Raw genomic sequence first — 1,135 nt, forward strand, 5'->3', positions numbered from 1 at the left:
CCCCAACCCCAGCCCCAGTTGCTGCGGAGGTTGCTGAAGACGGTGCTGACGTTCATATTCATCCCTCGTCGATCCTGGACGAGTCCAGTGCCGTCGGAATTCCGTCGAAAACGATGCGCTGCGTGGGAGTTCGCAGCACCAGCGGACCTCCCCGGCGGTGACCGGCGGAGGAACGCGTTCACAGTGCTCCTCTGATCCAGCTACCTGGATGCGCTTTCATGTGCGCACCAATCACGGTAGTCCCGCGAGATGGTTGTACAGGAGAGACTTTTGCCCCGAATGCATTGCGTAGCAACCAGTTGCGCTCTGCACACGGCATTCGTCCACTGGGGACCTCGGAGTCGGGGGCGGGGGAGTGTTTGCGGTTTCCGCAAAGAAGTTTGCCGGGAGCGCCGGCGCGGCCGCATGGTGGTCGCGGAGGTGGTCGAGGTGACCGATCAGTTGGCGAACGGTTACGACGTGGTGGTGGTCGGCGGCGGTGCCGCCGGGCTGAGCGGGGCGCTGATGCTTGCCCGGGCACGGCGCTCGGTGGCGGTGATCGACGCGGGTTGCCCGCGCAACGCGCCCGCGCAAGGCGCGCACGGGCTGCTGGGGCGGGACGGGATCCCACCGGCCGAGCTGCTCGAGCGCGGCCGGGCGGAAGTGCGCGGATACGGCGCCGACGTGGTGTCCGGTGAAGTCGGCTCGGTGGCCCGCGACGGCGACGGGTTCTCGGTGGCGCTGGCCGACGGCCGCGCGACGCGTGCCCGACGCGTGCTGGTGACCACCGGGCTGGTCGACGAGCTGCCGGACGTCCCGGGCCTGCGCGACAGATGGGGGCGGGACGTGCTGCACTGCCCGTACTGCCACGGCTGGGAGGTCCGCGACGGGGCCATCGGCGTGCTGGCCAGCGGGCCGATGTCGGTGCACCAGGCGCTGCTGTTCCGCCAGTGGAGCAGCGACGTCGTGTTCTTCGCCCGCACCGCCGCGCCGCTGGGCGAAGAGGACGCCGAGAAGCTGGCCGCTCGCGACATCCGGGTGGTGCACGGCGAGATCGCCGGGCTGGAGGTCGTCGAGGACCGCATCACCGGCGTGCGGCTGGTCGACGGGACCGTGATCGCACGCGAGGCGCTGGCGGTGGCGCCCCGGATGGTCG

The 1,135-nt window shown here is 70.4% G+C and carries 1 protein-coding gene; it reads left to right on the forward strand.

The window, feature by feature from the left end; genetic code table 11:
* Positions 1-405: 405 nt before the first annotated feature.
* On the forward strand, positions 406-1,135 hold a 730-nt coding region (locus OU415_RS38210; RefSeq protein ID WP_270954691.1), incomplete at its 3' end, for an NAD(P)/FAD-dependent oxidoreductase.

This window comes from Saccharopolyspora oryzae, from assembly GCF_027853915.1.
Lineage (GTDB): Bacteria > Actinomycetota > Actinomycetes > Mycobacteriales > Pseudonocardiaceae > Saccharopolyspora > Saccharopolyspora oryzae.